We start from the raw sequence: 14,370 nt of genomic DNA, 5'->3' as shown, positions 1-14,370 counted from the left end.
GAGCGGTCAGCGCAGCCCGAGCAGCTCGTCGGCCCTGCGGCGACTCTCCGTAGACTGACGCGCGATGGTCGCCCCCTCGCTCGACGCGCTGATGGCGCTCGCGCCCGACCCGCTGCTCGTGCTCGACCGCGACGGCGTCGTCGCGGCGGCCGATCCGCGGTTGGAGGAGCTGGCGGGACGCCCGGCGGCCGAGCTGGTCGGCGAGCGGTTCGACGCGCTGATCCCCCAGGGCGTGCTCGACCCCGACATGAGACTGTCGCTGCGGCGGCCAGACGGGCGCGAGCTGCCGGTCGAGATCTCGGTGCGGGTCGTCGAGGGGCTCGAGGGCATCGCCGGTCCGGCGCTCGCGGTCGCGCTGCGCGACGTGACGCTGCGGCGGCGCAGAGCGGCGGCGCTGCGCGAGGCCGGCGAGCGCTTCCGGCGGCTGTTCGAGGACGGGCCGGTCGCGATGGCGCTGATCGGCGAGGACATGCGGCTCTCGGAGGTCAACGACGCCTACTGCCGCCTGACCGGCTACGCCGCCGAGGAGCTGCGCGAGCGGACCTTCAGCGAGATCACCCACCGCGACGACGTCGCGGTCGGCGAGCGGCTGGTGAACCGGATGTTCGCCGGCGAGATCCCCGGCTTCGGGATCGACAAGCGCTATGTGCGCAAGAGCGGCGAGACGATCTGGATCCAGCTGACCGTCTCGCTGATCCGCGACGAGGACGGCCGCCCGCTGCACGGCCTCGGCGTGATGCTGAGAGCGAGCGAGCGGGCCGCGCGCGCCCGCATGCAGGCGGCCGAGGCCGAGCGGGCGCGGTGGGCGCGCGAGCTGCACGACGAGACGCTGCAGGGGCTCGCGGGCCTCCACGTGCTGCTCTCCTCCGGCCTGCGCGCGCCCGGCGTGGAGGCGATGCGCGAGCGGATCGAGCTGGCGCAGGAGCAGATCGAGACGGCGATGGAGAGCCTGCGCGGCCTCATCAACGACCTGCGCCCCGCGGCGCTCGACGAACTCGGCCTGGAGGCGTCGGTGCGCGACCTCGCACAGCGGATGGAGACCGTCTACGGCATCGCGGTCGAGGTCGAGACCGGTGCGGCCGGCGGCGGCGCGGGCCGCGGCGCGGCGGACGGCACCTCCGCGGCCGGCGACGGCGCGAGCCGCGGCGCGGCGGGCGCCACCCCCGCGGCCGACGGCGCGGCCGGCCGGCTCCCGTCCGAGGTCGAGACGGCCGCCTACCGGATCGTCCAGGAGGGCCTCTCCAACGCCGCCCGCCACGCCGGCGCGACCCGCATCGCCGTCGAGCTGACCCACCCCGAGGCCGCCGGCGGCGCGCTGCGCGTGCGCGTCCGCGACGACGGCTGCGGCTTCGACGCCGCCGGCGAGAGCGCCGGCTACGGGCTGCGCTCGATGCGCGAGCGCGTCGAGCTGCTGGAGGGCGAGCTGCTCGTCCGCTCCGCCCCCACCGGCACCGAGATCACCGCCTCCCTCCCGGTCGCCGGCGCCGGCGACCAGCGCTGACCCCCGCCCCGGCCGCTCAGCCCGACAGGTCGGAGGCCTCGATCAGCCCGCGCTCGAGCGCGTAGTCGACGAGGTCGGAGCGGCGGGAGCGGCCGAGCTTGCGCTGGATGCGGGCGCGGTGGGATTCGACGGTGCGGACGCTCAGGTAGAGCCGCTCGGCGATCTCGCGGTTGGTCAGGCCGCGGGCGATCAGGCGCAGCACCTCCAGCTCGCGGGCGCTCAGCTCCGGAGCGGCGCCGGCGGCGGCCGCGGCGGTCGCGGCGAGGCGGGCGCCGAGCTGGGGCTCGAGGTAGGTCTCGCCTCTGACCGCGGTCAGGATCGCCGCCAGCAGGTGGCCGCCGGCCGCCTCCTTCGGCACGTAGCCGGTCGCGCCGAGCCGCAGCGCCTCGCCCGCGTAGCTGGGGTCGCGCTGCGCCGTGAGGACGACGACCGAGGTCCGCGGGCAGCTCGCGCGCAGCCGCGGGATCGCCGGCAGGCTCGGCTCGCCCGGCATGTGCAGGTCGAGCACGAGCACGTCGGGGCGCAGCCGCTCGACCGCCTCGATCGCGGCGGTCACGTCGCCGGCCTCGGCGACGACCTCGATCGCCTCCTCGGCCTCCAACAGCAGCCGCAGGCCGCTGCGCACGACGACGTGGTCGTCGGCGAGCACCACGGTGAACGGCGGCGTCGGCTCCACCCCGCCCAGTCTTCCAGAGCCGCGCCGGGCGACCGGCGTTCCGTAGTTTCCGCTGAACGCGATTGCGTAGCGCGAACGCAACGCAAACGTGCGGTCTCGTGCGTCTTGTGGGGCGCCCCGGGCCGCTTCAACGTTCCGGGCGATGACCCTCTCCGCCCCCGCCCCCGCCGACCACCGCTCGGCGACCGCGCCGCCGCGGCTCGCCGGCCTCGCGACGGCCGCTCCGGCGCGCGTGCTCGACCAGGACGAGATGCTCGACCTGCTCGGCCTCGCCGGCGACCCGTTCGCGACCGCGATCTTCGACCGCTGCGGCGTCAGGCGCCGCCACCTCGACCTGACCCGCGAGACCGTCGCCACGACGCTGCAGGAGCGCTCCCCCGCGAGCGAGCTGCGGCTGCTGGAGCTGGCCGAGGAGGCGATCTCGCAGCTCGACCTCGACGCCGACCGGATCGGCGTCGTCGTGACCGCGAGCATCGTCTCGCTCGGCGCCCCGACGCTCGCCCACCGGCTCGTCGACCGTCTCGGGCTGCCCTCCGACGTCGACAAGTACCACGTGCTCGGCGTCGGCTGCGCGAGCGCCGTGCCGCTGCTGCGCCTCGCCGGCCAGGCGCTGCGCGACCGCCCCGGCGAGCAGGCGCTCGTCGTCGCGGCCGAGTGCATGTCGGGGATCCTGACCCCGGTCGGCCCCGGCGACGAGAAGGTCAAGACGATCGGCTCGTCGCTGTTCGGGGACGGCGCCGCCGCCGCGCTGCTGGCGCTCGACGGCGACGAAGCGGAGGGCGAGACGGGCGGCGCTCCGGCCACGCTGCCGACCTTCGCCGCCAGCGCCGTCCACCAGCTGCCCGGCACGCTCGGCGACGTCCGCAGCGCGATGACGGCGCTCGACAGCCAGATCCAGATGAGCAAGGCGCTTCCCGTCCACGCGGCGACGAGGCTCGGCGGGCTGGTCGACGACTTCCTCGCCCGCCACGGGCTGACGCGAGCTGAGATCGACCACTGGCCGGTCCATCCCGGCGGCCGCGGGATCCTCGAGGGGATCCACGCGGGACTCGGCCTCACGCCGGAGGAGACGGCCGCGAGCGCCGCGGTCCTGGCCGAGTACGGCAACGTCGGCACGCCGTCGGCCTTCTTCGTGCTGCGCGAGCTGGTGGAGCGTCGGCGCCCGCAGCCGGGCGAGCGCGGGCTGATGGTGACGATCGGGCCGGGCGTGACGGTCGGCCTGGCGCTGTTGGAATGGTGAGAGAGGAGACGCGATGAGATTGATCGGAGCCGGCTACGGCCGCACCGGGACGATGTCGCTGAAGGCGGCGCTGGAGCTGATCGGCTACGGCCCGAGCTTCCACATGATCGACCTGCTGCGCGACCCGTCGCTGCTGCCGCCGTGGGCGCGCGCCGCCGCCGGCGAGCGGATCGACTGGCAGAGCGCCCTGGAGGGCTGGGGCTCGTCGGTCGACTGGCCCGGCTGCACCTACTGGGAGCAGCACTTCGAGACGTGGCCCGACGCGAAGGTGCTGCTGAACGTGCGCGACAAGGAGGGCTGGTACCGCTCCTGCCTCACGACGATCTTCGAGGCGAAGGAGATGGCGGCCCGCGGCGAGCTGAGAGGCAACACCGAGAACGCGCCCGAGCCGGAGGTGATGCGGATGATCAACGACATCATCTGGAACGGCACCTTCCACGGCAGATTCCTCGACAAGGAGTACGCCTTCTCCGTCTTCGACGCGCACGTCGCCGACGTGACGGAGAAGGTCCCGGCCGACCAGCTGCTCGTCTTCGAGGTCAAGCAGGGCTGGGAGCCGCTCTGCGAGTTCCTCGAGGTGCCGGTCCCCGACGTGCCCTTCCCGCGCCTCAACGACACCGCGTCGTTCCGCGCGATGCTCGGGATGCCGGCGGCCGCGGCGGCCTAGACGGACGGCGGGCGAGGGCGGCGCGCGCCGGAAGGACGGGCGCGCGCCGTCGCCGGCCGGCGACGCGACCGGGCGCGGCTACGTCGCCGCGTCCCAGGCGGCGAGCAGCTTCGCCGTGTCGAGCGGGCGGCCGCCGGCGTACCAGCCCGGCGCCGTCCACAGCTCGAAGTGCAGATGGCAGCCGTCGGCGTTGCCGGAGTCGCCGACGCGGCCGATCCGCTGGCCGGTCTCGACGCGGTCGCCGGCGCGCAGCCGCGGCGGCGCCTGCAGGTGCATGTAGACGTAGTGGCGCCGGTCGCGGCCGGCGATCACGACGTAGTTGCCGCCGGCGCCCTCGGTTCCGGCTCTCAGGACCGTTCCGCCGAGCGCGGCGACGAGCGGCGTCCCGCAGTCGGCGAACAGGTCCTGCCCCCGATGGCCGCGCCCGCCGCCGAAGTCGTTGGTCTCGTAGCGGCCGCGGTCGTGCCTGCCGCGGATCGGGAAGACGTGGCCGTCGCTGCTCGCGGCGACCGCCGCGACACCCTGCGTGCGGACCGCGTCGTTGGGCGGCGCCGGCCGCGGCTTCGGCGGTGACGGCGCGGCGGCGCGCGCGGCCGGCGGGCCGCCGTCGCGACTTCCGCTCAGCACGACGACGATCGCCCCGACCGCGATCCCCAGCAGCGCGAAGCCGAGCGCGAGACGGCGCACGGCGGCGCCGCCGACGGCACGGACCCGGCCCTCATCGTTCCCCGACATCGACGCGCCAGGCTAGCGCGCCGGCGGGTCGGCTCGGGCGCAGCGGCGGTGTCAGGCGTCCGCGCCGCCGCTCAGGCGCTGCTCGACCGAGCGGACCTTGTCGTCGAGCGTCTGGCCGGGCTTGTCGCGGCGGTCGTCGAGCTTGAGGACGGTGTAGACGCGCGGGACGCCCTGCTCGAACGGGACCGCGTGCAGCTCGCCGACGATCGCCAGGATGTCGGCGGTCTCGCCCTCCAGCGACGTGCCCATCGCGTGCATCTTGTAGCGGACGCGGTCCTGTGCGGCGAGGCGGCGCTGGATCTCGGCGACGTAGGCGCTCGCGCTGGCGTCGGGGCGGCCGAGCGCGATCACGGTCAGGTCGGCGGTCGCCATCGCCTCACCCCTCCCCGTGCGCGACGTGCTGGAGCGCGAGGTCCATCAGCAGCCGCACGTGCGCGTCGTCGAGCGAGTAGTAGACCATCCGGCCGTCGCGCCGGTTGCGGACGGTCCGCTCGGCGCGCAGCACGCGCAGGTGCTGCGAGGTCTGCGCCTCGGTCATCCCCACGGTCGCGGCGAGGTCGCAGACGCACAGCTCGCCGGCCTCCAGCAGCGCCGTAACGATCCGCACGCGCGCCGGCTCGCCGAGCACGTGGAAGACGCGCGCCAGCCGCTGCGCCTCCTCGGCGCCGGGCATCCGCTCCCGCACCGCGGCGACCCGGTCGGGATCGACCAGCCGCACCGCGCACGTGTCGAGCGGGATCGGGTCGGTGGAGGCGGACTCGCTCATGCCTCGATCCTACGCCCCGCAGCAGGAGTCGTCGTGACGGTGGCTGGCGGTGGCCGAGAGGTCGTGGGCGGAGTCGCCGTGGGCGTGAGCGGCGCCGGCGGCCGGCGCGACGGCGGTCCGCGCCGCGACCGCCCGGCGCGGGCGCTCCAGCAGCGGTGCACCGGCCATCCGGCCGCGCGGCGAGGCGACCAGCACGCGCAGGCCCCACGCGACGACGACGAGCGAGGCGCCGACGTCGCTGGCGACCGCCGCCCACAGCGGCAGCATGCCGGCGGCGAGGAAGAGCGCCGCGATCAGCTTCGTGCCGAGCGAGAAGGCGATGTTGGCCCGGACCGTCGCGCGCGTCCAGCGGGCGAGGCCGATCAGGCCGGCGACCTTGCGGGGGTCGTCGCCCATCAGCGCGACGTCGGAGACCTCGATCGCGGTGTCGCTGCCGGCGCTGCCCATCGCGACGCCGAGCGCGGCGGCGGCCAAGGCGGGCGCGTCGTTGACGCCGTCGCCGACCATCGCGACCTCGTCGCCCAGCTCGCCGACGACCCGCGCCTTGTCGGCCGGCAGCGCGTCGGCGCGCACGTCGTCGATCCCGACCGACGCCGCGACCGTCCGCGCGGCGGCGGCGTTGTCGCCGCTGATCATCGCCGTGCGGACCCCGAGCCGCGCCAGCTGCGCGGTCGCCTCGGCCGCCTCGGGCCGCGGCGGGTCGGCAAGCCCGATCACGCCGAGCGGCGCGCCGTCGCGGGTGACGACGACGGCCGTCTGCCCGGCGGCCGCGGCCGCCTCCAGCGGCGCCGCCAGCGCGTCGCGGACCGTGTCGGAGAACAGCCCCGGCTTGCCGACGACGACGTCGGCGCCGCCGACCCGCGCGCTCGCGCCGAAGCCCGGCCGCGCCGTGAACTCCTCGACCGGCGCCAGCGCCAGCCCGCGCTCCCGCGCCGCCGCGACGATCGCCGCCGCGAGCGGATGCTCGGAGCCCTGCTCCAGCGCCGCGGCGGTCGCGAGCAGGTCGTCGGCTGCGGTCGACGGCTCGGCGCCGGCCGCCGACTCGCTCGCGCAGCAGCCGTCGGCGCAGGCCGAGGCCGGCTCGGCGGCGGCGAGCGGCAGCGCGGCGGCAGCGCTCGCGGAGCGGTGCGCGCCGTCGGTCGCGCCGGACGGCTCGCCGTCGGCCCGGGCGGCCGGCCCGGCGTCCGCCGCCGGCGCGACCGCGACCACGCGCGGGCGTCCGGCGGTCAGCGTGCCGGTCTTGTCGAAGGCGACGGTGCGGATCGCGGCGGCGCGCTCGAGGTGCTCGCCGCCCTTCACCAGCACGCCGGCGGCCGAGGCGCGGCCGAGCGCGGAGACGATCGTGACCGGGGTCGACAGCACCAGCGCGCACGGGCAGGCGAGGATCAGCAGCGCCAGCGCCGAGTAGAACGAGCCGTCCCAGGTCGCGCCCCAGGCCAGCGGCGGCACGACCGCGACGAGCGCGGCGACCGCGATCACGGCCGGCGTGTAGACGCGGGCGAAAGCGTCGACCCACCGCTCCGACGGCGCCCGGCGGGCCTGCGCCTCGGCGACCAGCCGGCCGATCCGCGCCAGCGTCGTATCGCCCGGCGCCGACTCGACGCGCACGACCAGCAGACCCTGCGCGTTCAGCGTGCCGGCGAAGACGTGGTCGCCCGGCTCCTTGTCGACCGGCACCGACTCGCCGGTGATCGCCGCCTGGTCGACCGCCGAGCGGCCCTCCGCTACGGTCCCGTCGGCCGGCAGCCGCTCGCCGGGCCGCACGACGACGAGGTCGCCGATCGCCAGCGCCGCGACCGCGACCTCGCGCTCCTCGCCGTCCGCCGCGCGCAGGCGGGCGGTCTGCGGGGCGAGCGTGACGAGGCTCTCCAGCTCGCGACGGGCGCGCGCGACGGCGCGGCCCTCCAGCCACTCGCCGATCGCGAACAGGACGACGACGAGCGCCGCCTCCATCCACGCGCCGATCGCGATCGCGCCGACGGCGGCGATCGTCATCAGGAACTTGATCTCGGGCCGCCGGGTCGTCCACAGCGCGACGAGGCCGGAGCGGGCGATCGGCCCGATCCCGACCGCGACGGCGGCGCCATACAGCCAGGCCGCAGGGAAGGTGGTGGCGAGGTCGAGCACGACCGCGACGAGCAGCAGGGCGGTCGCTGTGAGGGTCAGCAGGTCGGGGAGGCGGAGCGCGCGCAGGCGGGCGGCGAGGCGCGCAAGCGGCCGACCCGCGCCGATCGCGTCCGCTCCGCTCGCATCCGCGCCAGCGCCCGCACCGGCCACGCCTGCTCCGCTCGCATCCGCACCAGCCGCGCCCGCGTTCGCACCGGCCACGCCCGCTCCGCTCGCATCCGCACCAGCCGCGCCCGCGTTCGCACCGGCCGCGCCCGCGCCACCGACGCCGACGCCGAGCGCGCCCATGCCGCCCGCCCCCGCGACGCCGAGCGCGCCGCTCTCGCGGCGCACCCGGTAGCCCAGCTGGGCGACGCGCTTCTCGACGGCGGGGCGGTCGAACGCCGCGGGCGGGTGCTCGACCAGCATCCGGCCGGTCGTGAAGCTGACCTCGACGCCGCTGACCGACGGCAGCCGTCCGATCGCGGCGGTGACGGTCCGGGCGCAGGAGGCGCAGTCCATCCCGTCGACGGTGAGCACCGTGTGGTCGAAGCGCTCGCCGAGGTCGCCGCGGGCGTCGGCCCACGCGCGCATCAGGCAGTCGCGCGAGCAGCGCTCCGCGTCGAGCTCGACCACGAGGCGGTCGCCGACGGCGGCGACGTCGCGCACGCCGTCGTGCTCGCCGAGCGCGCCGCGCAGCCGTTGCGCGCAATCGCCGCAGCCTTCCGGCGCGACGTCCCGCCCCAGCTCCAGCTCGACCGTCGTGGTGCTCATGGGTCCACTGTAAGCACATATGCGCAAATCTCAAGATGTCACGGAGAAGCGCAGAACAGGACTCGTTCCCATCCGAGATCCCACATCCATCCCCCATCCCCGGGGACCTTTGTCATCCAGTGCATGCTGAGCAGGCATTGGATGACAAAGGTCCCGGCTTCGCGCGGGCGGGGCGCGGAGCGGCGGGGCGTCAAGGGGGCGCGCGGTGGGAAGGCTCGGGGGCGTGGACGCGAGCGAGCTGGACGACCTCGTCGCCTGGTGGGAGACGGCGAACTACCTGACGGTCGCGCAGATCTACCTGCAGGAGAACCCGCTCCTGCGCGAGCCGCTCGCCCCGGCCCACATCAAGCCGCGGCTGCTCGGCCACTGGGGCACCTCCCCGGGCCTCAACCTCGTCTACGCGCAGCTCAACCGGCTGATCCGCCGCACCGACGCCGCCGTCCTCAACATCACCGGCCCGGGCCACGGCGGCCCCGCGATCGTCGCCAACACCTACATGGAGGGGACGTGGTCGGAGGTCTACCCGGAGGTCGGCCGGGACCTCGACGGGCTGCGGCGCCTGGTGCGGCAGTTCTCGACGCCCGGCGGGATCCCCAGCCACGTCAGCGTCCCCGTCCCCGGCTCGATCCACGAGGGCGGCGAGCTCGGCTACGCGCTCGTCCACGCCTTCGGCGCCGCCTTCGACAACCCCGACCTGATCGTCGCGTGCACCGTCGGCGACGGCGAGGCCGAGACCGGCCCGCTGGAGGGCTCGTGGAAGGGCGTCCGCTTCCTCGACCCGCGCCGCGACGGCGCCGTGCTGCCGATCCTCCACCTCAACGAGAACAAGATCTCCGGCCCGACCGTGCTCGGCCGCGTCCCCGACGAGGAGGTCCACGCGCTGCTGCGCGCCCACGGCTGGGCGCCGGCCGAGGTCGCCGGCGACGACCCGCGCGAGGTCCACGCCCTCTTCGCCTCGGCGCTCGACGCCGCCTACGACGAGATCCGCGCGATCCAGCAGGTCGCCCGCGCCGGCGCGCACGCCGGCGGCCGCAGCGGCTCGGGCCTGCCGCGCTGGCCGGCGATCGTCCTGCGCACGCCGAAGGGCTGGAGCGGCCCGAAGGTCGTCGACGGCAAGCCGGTCGAGGGGACCTTCCGCGCCCACCAGGTCCCGCTCCCGAACGTGCGCGAGAACCCCGAGCACCTCGCCCAGCTGGAGGCGTGGATGCGCGGCTACCGCCCGCAGGCGCGCTTCGACGAGCACGGCCGGCTGATCCCGGAGCTGGCGGCGCTGTCGCCGCGCGGCGACAGACGGCTCGGCTCGACGCCGTACGCCAACGGCGGCCGGCTGCTGCGCGACCTCGACCTGCCCGACTACGGCCGCTACGCCGTCGACGTGCCGGGGCCGGCGGCGACGAGAGCGGAGTCGACGCGCCGGCTCGGCGAGCTGCTGCGCGACCTCTACGCCCGCACCGAGACGACCCGCGACTTCCGCCTCTTCTGTCCCGACGAGACCAACTCCAACCGGCTCGGCGCCGTCTTCGAGGTCTCCGAGCGGGAGCTGGAGGAGGCCCGCCCCGAGGACGAGAAGATCGGTCCCGGCGGGCGCGTGATGGAGGTGCTCTCCGAGCACCTCTGCCAGGGCTGGCTGGAGGGCTACCTGCTGACCGGCCGCCACGGCATGTTCGCGACCTACGAGGCGTTCGCGATGGTCTCGGCTTCGATGGCGATCCAGCACACGAAGTGGCTCGAGGGGGCGCGCAGGCTGGCATGGCGCGCGCCGGTCTCCTCGCTCAACGTGCTGCTGACCTCGACCTGCTGGCGCAACGACCACAACGGCTTCAGCCACCAGGGGCCGGGCCTGATCGACACGATGATCTCGATGAGCGGCGACGTCGTTCGCGTCTACCTGCCGCCCGACGCCAACTGCCTGCTGTCGGTCGCCGACCACTGCCTGCGCAGCCGCGACTACGTCAACCTGATCGTGATCGACAAGCAGCCGCAGCTGCAGTACCTCGGCCTCGACGCCGCCCGCGCCCACTGCGCCGCCGGCGCCGGGACCTGGGGCTGGGCGGGGACCGAAGGCGGCGCCGCCGACGGCGCGCGCGAGCCCGACGTCGTGCTCGCCTGCATCGGCGACGTGCCGTCGCTGGAGACCGTCGCGGCGGCGTGGCTGCTGCGGCGCCACGTGCCGGAGCTGCGCGTGCGGGTCGTCAACGTCGTCGATCTGCTGGCGCTGACGCCCCCGCCGCTCCACCCCCACTCGATGAGCGACGAGCGGTTCGTCGAGCTGTTCGGCACGGAGGTCGACGTCGTCACCGCCTTCCACGGCTACGCCCGCGCGCTCCACCAGGTCCTCCACGGGCGCCCGAACGCGGCGCGCTTCCACGTCCACGGCTTCAACGAGCAGGGCACGACGACGACCCCGTTCGACATGGTCGTGCTGAACGAGATGAGCCGCTACCACCTCGTGCTCGACGCGCTGCGCCGCGCCCGCCGGGTGCCGGCCGGCGCCGCGGCGCTGGAGCGGCTGTGCGCGACGCAGCTGACGCGGCACCGCGCCTACGTGCGCGAGCACCTCGAGGACATGCCGGAGATCCGCGACTGGGTCTGGAGCGACTGACCGCCCGCCCGGCGGCGGCGCGGACGCGGCGGGCTGCGATGCGCGTGCTGGTCGTCAACGCCGGGTCGAGCAGCCTCAAGCACGCGCTGGTCGACAGCCGGCGGATCGGCGACGACCCCGACGGCGCGCTGCTGCACGCCGGCGAGGAGCGCTGGGATCCCGGCGCCAGCCCCGGCCGCCACGGCGAGGCGCTGCGACGGGCGCTGCGCGACGCCGCCGGCGGCGCGCCGGACGCGGTCGGCCATCGCGTCGTCCACGGCGGCGGCCGCTTCGATGCGCCGGCCGTCGTCGACGGCGACGTGCGCGCCGGGATCGAGCGGGCGGCGCGGCTGGCGCCGCTGCACAACCGCGCCGCGCTGGAGGGGATCGACGCCGCGGTCGAGGCCTTCCCGGACGTCCCGCAGGTCGCCTGCTTCGACACCGCCTTCCATCGCACGCTCGACCCGGCCGCCGCGACCTACGCGCTTCCGCGCGAGTGGCGCGAGCGCCACGGGATCCGGCGGTTCGGCTTCCACGGATTGAGCGTCGCGTGGTGCGCCGGGCGGGCGCGCGAGCTGCTCGGGGAGGCCGCGGCGCGGCGGCTGGTCGTCTGCCACCTCGGCAGCGGCTGCTCGGCGACGGCGGTGCGCGACGGCCGCTCGTGCGACACGACGATGGGCTTCACGCCGCTCGACGGGATGCCGATGGCGACCCGCTCCGGCGCCCTGGATCCCGGCATCCTCCTGTACCTGCAACAGGCCGCCGGGCTGGGCGCCGCGCAGCTCGACGACGCGCTCAACCACCGCTCCGGCCTGCTCGGCATCGCCGGCTCGGCCGACCTGCGCGAGCTGCTGGCGGCGGCCGACGGCGGCTCGCGCGACGCGCGGCTGGCGGTCGACGTATTCGTGCGCGGCATCGCCGGCGCCGTCGCGGCGCTGACGACGACGCTCGGCGGGCTCGACGCGCTCGTCTTCACCGCCGGGATCGGCGAGCACTCGCCGCCGCTGCGCGCCGCCGTCGCCGACCGCCTCGCCCACCTCGGCGTCGCGCTCGACGACGCGCGCAACCGCGCGGCGACGCGCGGCGCCGACGGCGAGATCGGCGCTGCGGGGGCGAGGATCCGCGTGCTCGTCCTCCGCGCGCGCGAGGAGCTGGTGGTCGCGCGCGAGACCGCCGCGGCGCTCGGCCGGTGAGCGCTCGCTTGCGCCCGCCGACCCGGAACGCTACGTTAATATAAGTCCATGCTTATAGAAGGAGCGAGATGATCGACGACCCAGTCGCGACGGCGGGCCTGGTGGCGCGCGAGGTCCGCACCGGCTCGCGCGACGGCGCGCCGACCCGCATCGCGATCGCCCGCCGCACGTACCGCACCGACCAGGCCGACCTCTGGAGCGCGATCACCGACGCCGAGCGGATCCCGCGCTGGTTCCTGCCGATCAGCGGCGAGCTGGAGATCGGCGGCAGATACCAGCTGGAGGGCAACGCCGGCGGCGTCGTCGAGCGCTGCGACGAGCCCGAGTCGTTCGCCGTCACATGGGAGTACGGCGGCCAGGTGTCGTGGCTCGAGGTCCGGCTGACCGAGGCCGACGACGGCACGACGCTGGAGCTGCTCCACGAGGCCCACGTCCCGCCCGAGATGTGGGACCAGTTCGGCCCCGGCGCCGTCGGCGTCGGCTGGGACCTCGGGCTGATGGGGCTCGGTCTCCACGTCGACAGCGGCGCGCCGGTCGACCGCGAGGCGGGCCTCGCCTTCCCCACCACGCCCGCGGGCGTCGCGTTCGTCCAGGAGGCGGCCGCCGGCTGGGCCGACGCCGCGATCGGCGACGGCGACGACCCGACCGCGGCGCACGCGGCCGCCGAGCGCACCGTCGCCTTCTACACGGGCGCCGAGTAGGAGCGCGGCGGTGGAGGCTGTCGGCGCACGGCGGGCGCGGCGATCCGACCGGCGGACGCGGTGATGAGCGCGCCAGACGCGGCGAGGCGATCGAGGGAGGCGCCGAAGCGGTCGGCGGGCGCGCCGATGAGCGCGGCGGCGGCCCCGGCGCCCGGGCAGCCCTCGCCGGAGGCGCTCTTCGACGCGCTCGGCGAGCCGAACCGGCGGCGGATCGTCGAGCTGCTGTCGGCCGGCGAGCGGACGGCGGGCGAGGTCGTCGCGGAGCTGCAGGCGCGGACGGCGATCTCGCAGCCGGCCGTCTCGCAGCACCTCAGGGCGCTGCGGGACGCCGGGCTGGTGCGCGTGCGCGCCGAGGGAACCCGGCGCATCTACGCGCTCGACGCGGCCGGCCTCGCCGCCGCGCGCGACTGGCTCGCCCGGCTCGCCGACCCGCTCGCGCCGTTCGCCCAGCCGCTCGACGCGCTGGAGACCGAGGTCGCCCGCGGCCGCCGCGCCCGCCGAGCCGCCGACGCCGAGCAAGCCGCCGCGCAGCCGCCCGCGCGCCGCCGCTCCGCCTGACCGGCCCACACCGTCACGCCGACCGTGCGCCGCTCCGCCTGACCGGCCCGCGCCGCCGCGCCCACATCGCCCGCCGGCCCCCGAACGGCCCGCGCCGCCGCGCCGTCCGGCGCGCCCGCTCTACCCCTGCGCGGTCAGCGGCGGCTCGCCGCGGTGGGCGCGCAGCTCACGGATGCCGCCGCTGAGGAAGACGATCGCCTGGTCGACGAGCGCGAGCGCGGCGTCGCGATGGGCGGCCGGGTCGGCCATCTCGTGCTCGTCGTGGAACCTGCCGATCGCCGCCAGCGCACCGACGGCCGCCGCGGCGGCGAGCTGCGCGGCGACGTCGCCCGGCTCGGCGCCGAGGTCCTTGGCGACCGCCGTCGCGAAGACCTGCTCGGCGCGCTCCATCTGGTGGCGCTCGTAGGCGCGCAGCGACTCGTCGGCGTCGATCACGCGGCGGCGAGCCAGCTCGCGCTCGTGCTCGTGCTTGGCGTCGACCTCCTCGAACAGCTCCTCGATCCAGGCGCGCAGCGCGTCGGTCGCCCACTGCCCGGGAGGACGGTCGACGAGGCGCTGCTCGAGCTGCCGGAAGGCCTGCTCCTGATGGGGGAAGAGCAGATCCTCCTTGGCCGGGAAGTAGGCCGAGACGGTGCGGGGCGAGACGTCGGCGGCGTCGGCGATCTGCGCGATCGTGGTCGCTCGGAAGCCCTGCCGGTCGAACAGCTCCAGCGCGCAGGCCGCGATCGTCTCGTAGGTGCGCAGCTTCTTGCGCTCGCGCAGCCCGGGACGCACGCCGGCGGAGTAGGCGGCGGCGCCCAGCGCGCCGGCCGAGAGCGCCTCCTTGCCCGTCGCACCACCGGTCGCCTCGTTCATGTCAGGAGCCTAGCCGT

General features: G+C 76.0%; 13 protein-coding genes. 7 read left to right on the top strand and 6 right to left on the bottom strand.

Going from position 1 to position 14,370, the window contains the following annotated elements; all coding sequences use genetic code 11:
* Positions 1-64: 64 nt before the first annotated feature.
* The gene (locus BDZ31_RS07330) at positions 65-1,501 is read left to right on the top strand and encodes a PAS domain-containing sensor histidine kinase (protein ID WP_183340440.1); all 1,437 of its coding nucleotides are present in this window, start codon (positions 65-67) and stop codon (positions 1,499-1,501) included.
* A 16-nt stretch (positions 1,502-1,517) separates the two neighbouring features.
* On the opposite strand, the gene BDZ31_RS07325 is transcribed toward BDZ31_RS07330, so the two are convergent.
* Positions 1,518-2,177, bottom strand: coding sequence for a response regulator (locus BDZ31_RS07325; protein WP_183340438.1), 660 nt, complete (start codon positions 2,175-2,177; stop codon positions 1,518-1,520).
* A 142-nt stretch (positions 2,178-2,319) separates the two neighbouring features.
* On the opposite strand from BDZ31_RS07325, the gene BDZ31_RS07320 reads away from it, so the two are divergent.
* Together BDZ31_RS07320 and BDZ31_RS07315 are read left to right on the top strand one after the other, a co-directional pair.
* Positions 2,320-3,417, top strand: coding sequence for a 3-oxoacyl-[acyl-carrier-protein] synthase III C-terminal domain-containing protein (locus BDZ31_RS07320; RefSeq protein WP_183340436.1), 1,098 nt, complete (start codon positions 2,320-2,322; stop codon positions 3,415-3,417).
* Positions 3,418-3,430: 13 nt separating this feature from the next.
* Complete coding sequence (locus BDZ31_RS07315; RefSeq protein WP_183340434.1) at positions 3,431-4,084, top strand: sulfotransferase family protein; 654 nt, start codon at positions 3,431-3,433, stop codon at positions 4,082-4,084.
* A gap of 78 nt (positions 4,085-4,162) precedes the next feature.
* Here BDZ31_RS07315 and BDZ31_RS07310 read toward each other — a convergent pair whose 3' ends face one another.
* The 4 genes from BDZ31_RS07310 to BDZ31_RS07295 are packed head-to-tail and all read right to left on the bottom strand — an operon-like array spanning position 4,163 to position 8,465.
* Positions 4,163-4,819 (bottom strand): M23 family metallopeptidase, encoded by a 657-nt coding sequence (locus BDZ31_RS07310; RefSeq protein ID WP_183340431.1) that lies wholly within the window; start codon positions 4,817-4,819, stop codon positions 4,163-4,165.
* 51 nt (positions 4,820-4,870) lie between these two features.
* A complete protein-coding gene (locus BDZ31_RS07305; protein ID WP_183340429.1) occupies positions 4,871-5,191 on the bottom strand; it encodes an MTH1187 family thiamine-binding protein in 321 nt (106 codons plus the stop codon).
* A gap of 4 nt (positions 5,192-5,195) precedes the next feature.
* Entirely contained in the window at positions 5,196-5,585 is a 390-nt protein-coding gene (locus BDZ31_RS07300) for an ArsR/SmtB family transcription factor (RefSeq protein ID WP_183340428.1), read from the bottom strand.
* Between the two features lie 9 nt (positions 5,586-5,594).
* Positions 5,595-8,465 (bottom strand): heavy metal translocating P-type ATPase, encoded by a 2,871-nt coding sequence (locus BDZ31_RS07295; RefSeq protein ID WP_183340426.1) that lies wholly within the window; start codon positions 8,463-8,465, stop codon positions 5,595-5,597.
* Between the two features lie 223 nt (positions 8,466-8,688).
* Here BDZ31_RS07295 and BDZ31_RS07290 point away from each other — a divergent pair, with 223 nt between their 5' ends.
* The 4 genes from BDZ31_RS07290 (at position 8,689) to BDZ31_RS07275 (ending at position 13,498) form a co-directional block, all read left to right on the top strand.
* Positions 8,689-11,067: a phosphoketolase family protein gene (locus BDZ31_RS07290; RefSeq protein WP_343075534.1), complete on the top strand. Its 2,379-nt coding sequence runs from the start codon at positions 8,689-8,691 to the stop codon at positions 11,065-11,067.
* A gap of 38 nt (positions 11,068-11,105) precedes the next feature.
* Positions 11,106-12,239, top strand: a complete 1,134-nt coding sequence (locus BDZ31_RS07285; RefSeq protein WP_183340422.1) for an acetate/propionate family kinase — start codon at positions 11,106-11,108, stop codon at positions 12,237-12,239.
* A gap of 68 nt (positions 12,240-12,307) precedes the next feature.
* Positions 12,308-12,940 carry an SRPBCC family protein gene (locus BDZ31_RS07280; protein WP_183340420.1) on the top strand — a complete coding sequence of 211 codons (633 nt, stop codon included), beginning with the start codon at positions 12,308-12,310 and terminating at the stop codon, positions 12,938-12,940.
* A gap of 126 nt (positions 12,941-13,066) precedes the next feature.
* Entirely contained in the window at positions 13,067-13,498 is a 432-nt protein-coding gene (locus tag BDZ31_RS07275) for an ArsR/SmtB family transcription factor (protein ID WP_183340418.1), read from the top strand.
* Between the two features lie 120 nt (positions 13,499-13,618).
* Here the strand turns inward: BDZ31_RS07275 and BDZ31_RS07270 are convergent, their stop codons facing one another.
* Positions 13,619-14,353: a TetR/AcrR family transcriptional regulator gene (locus tag BDZ31_RS07270; RefSeq protein WP_183340416.1), complete on the bottom strand. Its 735-nt coding sequence runs from the start codon at positions 14,351-14,353 to the stop codon at positions 13,619-13,621.
* Between the last annotated feature and the right edge of the window lie 17 nt (positions 14,354-14,370).

The organism is Conexibacter arvalis (genome assembly GCF_014199525.1).
In the GTDB taxonomy this organism is placed as follows: Bacteria; Actinomycetota; Thermoleophilia; order Solirubrobacterales; family Solirubrobacteraceae; genus Conexibacter; species Conexibacter arvalis.
The sequence above is the reverse complement of the archived record's forward strand: the minus strand, read 5'-3'. Positions and strand labels throughout refer to the sequence as shown.

Bases quoted from the DNA above. Each gene is read 5' to 3' on its own strand.
- BDZ31_RS07330 (WP_183340440.1), top strand. From the start codon at position 65: ATGGTCGCCCCCTCGCTCGACGCGCTGATGGCGCTCGCGCCCGACCCG.
- BDZ31_RS07320 (WP_183340436.1), top strand. From the start codon at position 2,320: ATGACCCTCTCCGCCCCCGCCCCCGCCGACCACCGCTCGGCGACCGCG.
- BDZ31_RS07315 (WP_183340434.1), top strand. From the start codon at position 3,431: ATGAGATTGATCGGAGCCGGCTACGGCCGCACCGGGACGATGTCGCTG.
- BDZ31_RS07310 (WP_183340431.1), bottom strand. From the start codon at position 4,819: ATGTCGGGGAACGATGAGGGCCGGGTCCGTGCCGTCGGCGGCGCCGCC.
- BDZ31_RS07305 (WP_183340429.1), bottom strand. From the start codon at position 5,191: ATGGCGACCGCCGACCTGACCGTGATCGCGCTCGGCCGCCCCGACGCC.
- BDZ31_RS07300 (WP_183340428.1), bottom strand. From the start codon at position 5,585: ATGAGCGAGTCCGCCTCCACCGACCCGATCCCGCTCGACACGTGCGCG.
- BDZ31_RS07295 (WP_183340426.1), bottom strand. From the start codon at position 8,465: ATGAGCACCACGACGGTCGAGCTGGAGCTGGGGCGGGACGTCGCGCCG.
- BDZ31_RS07285 (WP_183340422.1), top strand. From the start codon at position 11,106: ATGCGCGTGCTGGTCGTCAACGCCGGGTCGAGCAGCCTCAAGCACGCG.
- BDZ31_RS07280 (WP_183340420.1), top strand. From the start codon at position 12,308: ATGATCGACGACCCAGTCGCGACGGCGGGCCTGGTGGCGCGCGAGGTC.
- BDZ31_RS07275 (WP_183340418.1), top strand. From the start codon at position 13,067: ATGAGCGCGGCGGCGGCCCCGGCGCCCGGGCAGCCCTCGCCGGAGGCG.
- BDZ31_RS07270 (WP_183340416.1), bottom strand. From the start codon at position 14,353: ATGAACGAGGCGACCGGTGGTGCGACGGGCAAGGAGGCGCTCTCGGCC.